A 9529-nucleotide genomic window follows, 5' to 3' on the forward strand; every position below is an offset into this window, starting at 1 on the left:
CCGTGCGCCTCCACCGCATCCACATCCGCCGCCGACAACCGCGCATTCGCCAACGCCGCACGGATCACCCGCTCCTGCGACGGACCGTTCGGCGCGGTGAGCTGGCTGCTGGCGCCGTCCTGGTTGACCGCCGAACCCCGCACCACCGCAAGCACCTTGTGACCGTTGCGCTCCGCGTCCGACAACCGCTCAAGCACCAGCAGACCCACACCCTCGGCCCAGCCCGTGCCATCCGCCGACGCCGCAAACGCCTTGCACCGGCCGTCCGGCGACAGACCCCGCTGACGGCTGAACTCGATGAAGGTGCCGGGCGTGGCCATGACCGTGACGCCACCCGCCAGGGCGAGCGTGCACTCTCCCTGGCGCAGCGCTTGCGCCGCCAGGTGCAGCGCCACCAGCGAGGACGAGCACGCCGTGTCGATCGTCACCGCGGGACCTTCGAGACCGAAGGTGTAGGCGAGACGACCCGAGGCGATGCTGCCGGTGCTGCCGGTGAGCATGTAACCCTCGAAGCCCTCGGGGGCGTTCGGCACCCGGGAGCCGTAGTCGTCGTACATGACACCGGCGAAGACGCCGGTGCGGCTGCCGCGCAGCGCGGCGGGGTCGATACCGGCCCGCTCGAAGGCCTCCCAGGCGGTCTCGAGGAGCAGCCGCTGCTGGGGATCGACAGTGGTCGCTTCGCGGGGGCTGATGCCGAAGAAGGAGGCGTCGAAACGGTCCGCCTCGTACAGGAAGCCGCCTTCACGGGTGTACGAGGTTCCGAGGTGGTCGGGGTCCGGGTCGTAGAGGTTCTCCAGGTCCCAGCCGCGTCCCTCGGGGAAGGGGCCGACGGCGTCGCCGCCGGTGCTGAGCAACTCCCAGAGGTCCTCGGGGGATGTGACGCCGCCCGGCAGTCGGCAGGCCATGCTCACGATGGCGATCGGCTCGTGGGCGCGGTCTTCCAGATCCTGCACCCGCTGCCGGCTCTCGCGCAGATCGATCGTCGCCCGCTTGAGGTAGTCGCGAAGTTTCTGCTCGTTGTCCATGCCTACCTGCCGAGTTCGTTGTCGAGAGTTGCGAAGAGTTCGTCGTCGGTCGCCAGGCCGATGTCGTCGCCGGCGGGGGCGCCGTCCACCGTCCGGAGCAGTCCGCGCAGCCGCGCGGCGACCTCGGCACCCGGGCCCTCGCCGTCCGGCGAACCGGCGGCCGAGAGTGCGGCGTCCAGAGCGTCGAGGGCGGCCTGAACGGGGTCCGTCGGCTCGCCGATCAGCTCGCCCCGGAGGAATTCCGCGAGGTTCGCGGTGGTCGGGTGGTCGAAGACGAGGGTGCTGGGCAGCCGCAGTCCGGTGGCCGTGTTGAGGCGGTTGCGGAGTTCGACCGCGGTGAGGGAGTCGAAGCCCAGGTCGAGGAGTCCGCGTTGGGCATCGATGCGCTGTGGCTCGGGGTGGGCCAGGACCAGGCCGACTTGTTCGCGTACGTAGTCGAGCAGGAGCCGCTGCTGCTCCGGCTCGGCGAGCCCGGCCAGGCGCCGCGTCAGCGGAACCTCCGCCGTAGGTCCGGCGCGCCGCTCGGTGCGCACCAGGCCCCGGTAGATGTCCGGCAGTGCCTCGCCCTGGCCGCGCAGTGCCGCGAGGTCGAGTGCCACGGGCACCAGGACCGGCCGGTCAGCGGCCTCGCCGCCCTCCGGTGTACCGGTGGTGAGGGCCGCGTCGAAGGCCGCGAGTGCCTGCTCGGTGGGCATCGGCAGGACGCCGCCCCGGGCAAGGCGGGCGCGGTCGGCCTGGTCGAGTGCGTTCGCCATGCCGTCCTGCCACATGCCCCAGGCCAGGGAGGTGGCGGTCAGCCCCGCGGCGCGCCGGTGCTCGGCCAGTGCGTCCAGGAACGTGTTGCCCGCCGCGTAGTTGGCCTGTCCGGCGTTGCCCAGCAGGCCGGCGACGGAGGAGAAGAGGACGAAGTTCGACAGCTGTGCGGCGGCGGTGAGTTCGTGCAGGTTCCAGGCCGCCCGCACCTTCGGCCGCAGTACCCGGGCCAGGCTCTCGGGGCTCAGGGACGCCAGCGTGACGTCCTCGACCACGCCGGCGGCGTGGACGACCGCGGTGAGCGGATGCTCGTCCGGTATCGAGGCGAGCAGCGCGGCGAGCGCGTCGCGATCGGCCGCGTCGCAGGTCGCGACCCGTACCTGCGCGCCGAGTTCCGTCAGCTCGGCGATCAGTTCGTCGCCGCCGCCGCTCCTGCTGGTCAGCAGCAGGTGGCGGGCGCCGTGGACGGTCACCAGATGCCGGGCGACGATCGTGCCGAGTGCGCCGGTTCCGCCAGTGATGAGCACGGTGCGCTCGGGGTCGAACTCGGCCTTCCCGCCCGGTACTTGGATCTTCGTCAGCCGCGGTACATGTGCCTTGCCCTCGTTCAGGGTGAGGTGCGGGCGCGGGTCGGCCAGGGCTGCGGCCAGCAGGTCACGGCTGCCGGGGTGGCCGTCCGTGATGACGTGCTGGAAGCGTCCGGGGTGTTCGGACTGTGCGGCCCGCAGGAGCCCGGACAGTGCGCTGTGCGCCAGCTCCGCGGAGCTGACCACGGCGAGGCGCGAGGCGGCCGGGGCGTCGGCGTCGAGCCACTGCCGCAGCACCGTGAGGACCTCTTCGGTGACCTGGCCCGTCTCCTCCGGGGCGGCGGGGCGTACCGGCAGGACGACCACATCGGGCGCGGCCGCGGCGCCGTCGGCGGCCAGGGCGGCGAGGTCGGGATAGTGGTCCGCACCGGCGAGGAGATCCTGCGGGCCGAGGACGGCCACGGTGCCGGGTGCCTCGGCCGTGAGCCCCACGGCGACCCGGTCCACGCCGTACAGCAGGTTCGCGGAGCCGCGGCCCGCAAGGAGCGTCCGCACGGGTACGGCCCGCAGTGCGAGGGCCTCGACCGTGGCGAGGACGGTGCCCGACGTGTCGGCGACGGTGACCGCGACGGTCCCGTCCTCGCCGGGCGTGAGCCGGATCCGCAGGGTGCCGCTCCCCTGGCCGTTCAGCCGGACCCCCGCGAAGGAGAAGGGCAGCCGGAGTTCGGTCGACTCCTCGATGAGCAGCGCGTGCAGCGCGGCGTCGAAGAGCGCCGGGTGGAGGGTGAACCCGCCGGAGTCGACCGGGGAGTCCACCTCGGCGTAGATCTCGTCGTCTGCCTTCCAGGCCGCCCGCAGCCCCTGGAAGGCAGGGCCGTAGCCGTACCCCTGCCCGGCCAGACGGTCGTACAGGTCCGCCACCGGCTGGGGCTCGGCGCCGGCGGGCGGCCAGTCGGCGAGCGCCGGGTCGGTCAGCTCGGTCGGCGGGGAGTCGGTGGCGGCGGCCACGGTACCGGTGGCGTGCTTGTTCCAGACCGCGCCGTCCTGGTCCGCGCGCGAGTGCACGGAGACCGCGCGCAGGCCGTCCTCGTCCGGGCTGCCGACGGTGATCTGCAGCTGGAGCGCGCCGCTGTCGGGAAGGATCAGGGGTGCCTGGAGGGTGAGTTCCTCCAGGCGTTCGCAGCCGAGGGCGTTACCTGCGTGCACGGCCAGCTCCACCAGGGCGGTGCCGGGCACCAGGACGGTTCCGGCCACGGCGTGATCGGCGAGCCATGGGTGGGTGCGCACCGAGATCCGGCCGGTGAACAGAGCCCCGTCGGAGTCGGCGAGCGCCACCGCGGCGCCGAGCAGCGGATGCCCCGCGCTGTCGAGGCCGGCCGAACCGACGTCACCGGCACCGGAGCCCTCGGTGAGCCAATAGCGCTGCCGCTGGAACGGATAGGTCGGCAGGTTCACGCTCCCCGCGGTCCGCCCGCCGAACAGCGCGCGCCAGTCGACCGGGACGCCCCGCACGTACGCCTGGGCCACGGCGGTGGCGATGGTGTGCGGTTCGGGGCGGCCCGCACGCAGCACCGGGACGAGGAGTGCCCCCTCGTCGAGGATGTCCTGCCCCAGCGCGCTCAGCACACCGTCGGGGCCGATCTCCACGTACGTCCGTACGCCTTCGACGTGCAGGGTGCGCACCGCGTCGAGGAAGCGCACCGGTCGGCGGACGTGCCGGACCCAGTACTGAGGCGTGGTCAGTTCCGCGGCGTCGGCCCGCTCTCCGGTCAGGGTGGAGACGATCGGGATGGTGGGCTCGGCAAAGCTGACGTTCTCGGCGACCGTGCGGAAGTTCTCCAGCATGGCGTCCATGTGCGGGGAGTGGAAGGCGTGGCTGACGCGCAGCCGCTTGGTCTTCCGCCCCTGGGCGGTCAGTTCGGCGCCGATCTTCTCGATGGTCTCCGCGTCTCCGGAGAGCACCACGGAGGTGGGGCCGTTGACGGCGGCGATGCCCACGCTGTTCTCGCGTCCGGCGAGCAGCGGAAGGACTTCCTCCTCGGTGCTCTGCACCGCGAGCATCGCGCCACCGGCCGGCAGTGCCTGCATCAGGCGGCCGCGGGCGGCGACCAGTTGTGCCGCGTCCGCCAGCGTGAGGACACCGGCCACATGCGCGGCGGCCAGTTCGCCGATGGAGTGACCGGCCAGGAAGTCCGGCCGCAGACCCCATTCCTCCAGCAGTCGGTAGAGCGCGACCTCAGTGGCGAAGAGCGCCGCCTGAGTGCAGCCGGTCTGGTCGAGGAGCGCGGCGTCCGTACCGAAGAGAACCTCGCGCACGGGCCGCTCGAGCCACCGGTCGAGCTCGTCGCAGGCGGCGTCCAGGGCCCGCGCGTAGGCCGGGTACGTCTCGTACAACTCCCGTCCCATCCCGAGCCGTTGGCTGCCCTGTCCGGTGAACAGGAAGGCCGTGCGGCCCTCTACCGGGGTGCCGCGCACGGGCAGCGCGGCGAGCTGGGCGACCGCCTCGTCCGCGGTCGCCGCCAATACCACGGCGCGATGCGGCAGTTCGGCGCGACCGAAAGCCAGGGTCGCTCCGACCGATGCCAGGTCCTCGTGTCCGGCGAGAGCCGAGCCCAGCTGGTCGGCCTGGGCCACCAGGGCGGCCTCGGTGTGCGCGGCGAGCATCAGCGGCACCACGGGCATCGGCTCGGCCGCCGGGGTGGGCTCGGCGGCGGGCGGCTGCTCCACGATGACGTGGGCATTGGTGCCGCTGATGCCGAAGGAGGAGACGGCGGCCCGGCGCGGACGGTTCAGCTCCGGCCACTCCCGGGCTTCGGTGAGCAGCTCGACCGCTCCGGCCGACCAGTCGACGTGGGGGCTGGGTTCGCCGATGTGCAGGCTCTTGGGAAGCACACCGTGCTGGACCGCCTGGATCATCTTGATCACACCTGCCACACCGGCCGCGGCCTGGGCATGGCCGATGTTGGACTTCAGGGAGCCCATCAGCAGGGGCGTCGCCCGTTCCTGTCCGTACGTGGCGAGCACGGCCTGCGCCTCGATCGGGTCGCCCAGGGTGGTGCCCGTGCCGTGTGCCTCCAGCGCGTCGATGTCCCCGGTGGACAGGCCCGCGTTGGTCAGTGCCTGGCGGATCACCCGCTCCTGGGAGGGGCCGTTGGGAGCGGTGAGGCCGTTGCTGGCGCCGTCCTGGTTGACGGCGGTGCTCCGGATCACGCCGAGGATCCGCCGGCCGTTGCGCTCGGCGTCCGAGAGCCGTTCGAGGAGGAGGACACCGGCGCCTTCCGCCCAGGCGGCCCCGTCCGCGTCGGCGGAGAAGGACTTGCACCGTCCGTCGGGGGCGAGGCCACGCTGGCGGCTGAACTCGACGAACAGCGTCGGGGCGGCAAGCACGGTCACGCCGCCGGCCAGCGCGAGGGAGCATTCTCCGCTCCTCAACGCCTGCGCTGCCAGGTGGATCGAGACCAGCGACGAGGAGCAGGCGGTGTCCACGGTGATCGCGGGGCCCTGCAGCCCGAAGGTGTAGGCGACCCGGCCGGAGGCGACACTGACGGTACTGCCGACGGACAGATAGCCCTCCAGAGCCTGAGAGGCGACCTTGAGCCGCGCCGCGTAGTCGTTCGCCATCACACCGGCGAAGACTCCGGTCTGGCTGCCCTTGAGCGAGGTCGGGTCGATCCCGGCCCGCTCGAAGGCCTCCCAGCAGACCTCGAGCAGCAGACGCTGCTGCGGGTCGATCGCGGTGGCCTCGCGGGCGCTGACGCCGAAGAGTTCGGGGTCGAACTCCGGTGCGTCGTAGAGGAATCCACCATGCCGGGTGTACGAGGTGCCGGCGTGGTCCGGGTCGGCGTGGTACAGGCTGTCGAGGTCCCAACCGCGGTCGTCCGGGAAGGGGCCGATCGCGTCCCGCTCGTCGAGGAGCAACTGCCACAGGTCCTCGGGGGAGTTGGCCGCCCCTGGGTAGCGGCAGGCCATCGCGACGACGGCGATCGGCTCGTCGGTGGAGGTGCCGACCGGTTCGGCCACGGCCACCGCGGCGCCGGCGGCGGCGTCGGCGTCGGCGTCGGTGCCGAGCAGTTCGGTACGCAGATACCCGGCCAGCTCGGCCGTGCTCGGGTAGTCGAAGACCAGCGTCGCCGGAAGTCGCAGACCGCTGGCCGCGTTGAGCCGGTTGCGCAGTTCCACGGCCTTGAGCGAGTCGAAGCCCAGCTCGTTGAACGCCCGGCCGGGCGCGACCTGTTCGGAGTCGTCGTGTCCGAGTACGACGGCCACGACCGAGCGTACGAACTCGAGCAGGGTGCGGTCCTGGTCCTCGGGAGCCAGGGCCGACAGGCGTTCCGCAAGGGAGGTGCCGACGGCGCGTTCGCCGGTGGCGGCGGGCCGGGCGCCGCGTACGAGACCGCCGAAGAGCGCGGGCAGCATGCCGTCCGCGGCCTGGGCACGCAGTCCGGTGTAGTCGAGCATCGCGGGCACGAGCACCGGCCGCCCGGTCGCCATCGCGGTGTCGAACAGCGCGAGTCCCTCCTCGCTGCCGATCGGCGCGATGCCGTCACGGGACAGGCGGGCCAGATCGGCCTGGGTCAAGTGCCCGGTCATCCCGCTGCCCTCGGCCCACAGGCCCCAGGCGAGGGAGGTGCCCGGCAGGCCCTGGGCGTGACGGTGGAGGGCGAGTGCGTCCAGGTAGGCATTGGCCGCCGCGTAGTTGGCCTGCCCCACGCCGCCGACGGTGCCGGCCAGCGAGGAGAACAGCACGAAGGCGTCGAGGTCCAGGTCCGCGGTGAGCTCGTGCAGATGCCGGGCGGCGTCGACCTTGGGGCGAAGGACCGTGTCGAGCTGTGCGGGGGTCAGGGACCGCACCGTGCCGTCGTCGAGGACGCCGGCGGTGTGGATGACCGCGGTCAGCGGGTGCTCGGCGGGAACCGCGGCGAGCATCGCGGCGACGGCCTCGCGGTCGCCCGTGTCGCAGGCCACCACGGTCACGTCCACACCGTGTGCGGTGAGTTCGGCCTCGAGCTCCAGGATGCCCGCAGCCGCGCGGCCGCGGCGGCTGGCGAGGAGCAGGTGCCGGGCACCGTGTTCGGCGACCAGGTGCCGGGCGAACAGCTGCCCCAGGGTTCCGGTGGCGCCGGTGATCAGTACGGTGCCCTCGGGGTTCAGGTCCGGGACGGCGCTGCCGGAGCCGGTGGACCGTGCGAGCCGGGGTACGAGCACCGAGCCGTCGCGGAGGCTCACCTGTGCCTCCGGCACGGCAAGGGCACGGCCCAGTTCGGTCGCCGCCACGTCCGGGTCCGCCAGATCAAGGAGTCCGAACCGGTCCGGGTGCTCGGCGATCGCGGTCCGTATCAGCCCCCACACCGGGGCCGATGCGAGTCCTTCCGCGCTGTGTGCGGTGGTCGCGTCGCGGGTGACGAAGACCAGTCGCGAGCCGGCGAACCGCTCGTCGGCGAGCCACTCCTGGGCGCACCGCAGTGCACGGTGCGCCGCGGCACGCGGACCCTCGTCGCCGAAGAAGGGCACCAGGACCAGCGGCGGCGTTCCGACGATCCCGGCGAGGTCGGAGTAGCTGCCCAGTGGGGCGGGCAGTCCGGGCGCGGACGCGTCGAGCACGGCCCATTCGGTGACGGCGGTGGTGTCCGGCGCCGCCGTCCACTCGACCTCGTACACCGGCCTGCGTGGCGTGCCGGCGGCGGACAGCCGGCCGGCGTCGACGGCCCGCAGGCTCAGCGCGTCCACCGACAGGATCGGCGCACCGTCGGCGTCGGCGACGGCGAGCCTGCTGCCGTCCCGGCCGGCGGGGGTGATCCGCACCCGCAGCACGGTGGCGTTGCCGGCGTGCAGACGGACACCGGTCCAGGCGAACGGCAGCACCAGGCGGTCGTCCTCGGCGAGCGCCAGCGGGTGCAGCGCGGCGTCGAGGAGCGCCGGGTGTATGCCGAACTCGCCAGGGGGGATGTCCTTCGGCAGGGCGACCTCGGCGTACAGGTCCGCGCCGCTGCGCCACAGGGCACGCAGGCCCTGGAAGACGGGGCCGTACTCGAAGCCGCGTTCGGCGAGCGTTTCGTACGCGGCGGAGAGGTCGACGGACTCCGCGTCGGCCGGCGGCCAGGCCCCGGTGGCCGGTTCGGGCGTGCTGTCGTCGGCCTGGCCCAGTACGCCGGTGGCGTGCAGGGTCCACGGGTGGACCGGCTCGTCGTCGGATCCTGGCTCCGGCCGGGAGTGGACCGTCAGGGCGCGGCGACTGTCTTCGTCGAGGGCTTCGACGACGATCTGGAGCTGCACTCCTTGGCGCCCGTTCAGCACCAGCGGTGCTTGCAGGGTGAGTTCGTCGATCTGGTCGAGCCCGGTGTGGTCGCCCGCCCGTATGGCGAGGTCCACGAACGCCGTGCCGGGCAGCAGCACCGCGCCGGACACGGCGTGGTCGGCCAGCCAGGGCTGCGTGCTCAGGGAGATGCGGCTGCTCAGAACGAGCTTGTCCTCGTCGGCGAGCCACAGCGCGGCACCGATGAGCGGGTGTTGCTCGGTGGCCATGCCGAGTCCGCCCGCGTCCCCGGCGAGGGTCTCGCCCTCGAGCCAGTGCCGTCGGCGCTGGAAGGGGTAGGTGGGCAGCTCGACCGCTGCGCCCGGCCCGCCGAGGACGGCGGTCCAGTCGACGGGTGCGCCCCAGACGTGCGCCTGTGCCGCGGAGGCGAGGAAGTCGTCGAGCCCGCCCTCGTCACGGTGGAGCGAAGGGAGGGTGACTGTGGCGTCGTACTCGGTGGTGTCAATGGTCTCCTGGAGCGCAACGGTCAGGATGGGATGGGCACTTGCCTCGATGAAGATGCGGTGCCCCTGCTCCAGGAGGGTCCGGGTGGCGTCCTCCAGGCGGACGGTCTGGCGCAGGTTGGTGAACCAGTAGGCGGCGTCGAGCTCTTCACCGCTGAGCGGCTCGCCGGTGACGGTGGACAGGAAGGGGACCTGCACGGCGCGCGGCGTGAGGGAGGACAGGGCATCCAGGAGTTCGTCCCGCAGCTCTTCGACGTGCGCGGAGTGCGAGGCGTAGTCCACCGGGATCCGCTTGGCGCGGATGGACCGGGACTTGCAGTCGGCCAGGAGCTCATCGAGGGCGTCCACGCTGCCCGCCACTACGACGGAGCGGGGCCCGTTGTTGGCGGCGATGTCGATGGCGCCGTCGTATCCCGCGATGAGTTCCCCGACCTCGGCAGCCGACAACGCCACCGAGACCATGCCACC

At 72.7% G+C, this 9529-nt stretch carries 2 protein-coding genes; both read right to left on the bottom strand.

From position 1 onward, the window contains the following. On the bottom strand, positions 1-1025 hold a 1025-nt coding region (locus tag AB0I77_RS52785), incomplete at its 3' end, for a beta-ketoacyl synthase N-terminal-like domain-containing protein (RefSeq protein ID WP_363290204.1). A 2-nt stretch (positions 1026-1027) separates the two neighbouring features. Then, positions 1028-9523, bottom strand: a complete 8496-nt coding sequence (locus tag AB0I77_RS52790; protein WP_363290205.1) for an SDR family NAD(P)-dependent oxidoreductase — start codon at positions 9521-9523, stop codon at positions 1028-1030. Positions 9524-9529 lie beyond the last annotated feature (6 nt).

It is taken from the genome of Streptomyces sp. NPDC050619 (assembly GCF_040654815.1).
Lineage (GTDB): Bacteria > Actinomycetota > Actinomycetes > Streptomycetales > Streptomycetaceae > Streptomyces.

Excerpts from the sequence above, each read along its gene's own strand:
- AB0I77_RS52790 (WP_363290205.1), bottom strand. The coding sequence starts at position 9,523 with ATGGTCTCGGTGGCGTTGTCGGCTGCCGAGGTCGGGGAACTCATCGCG.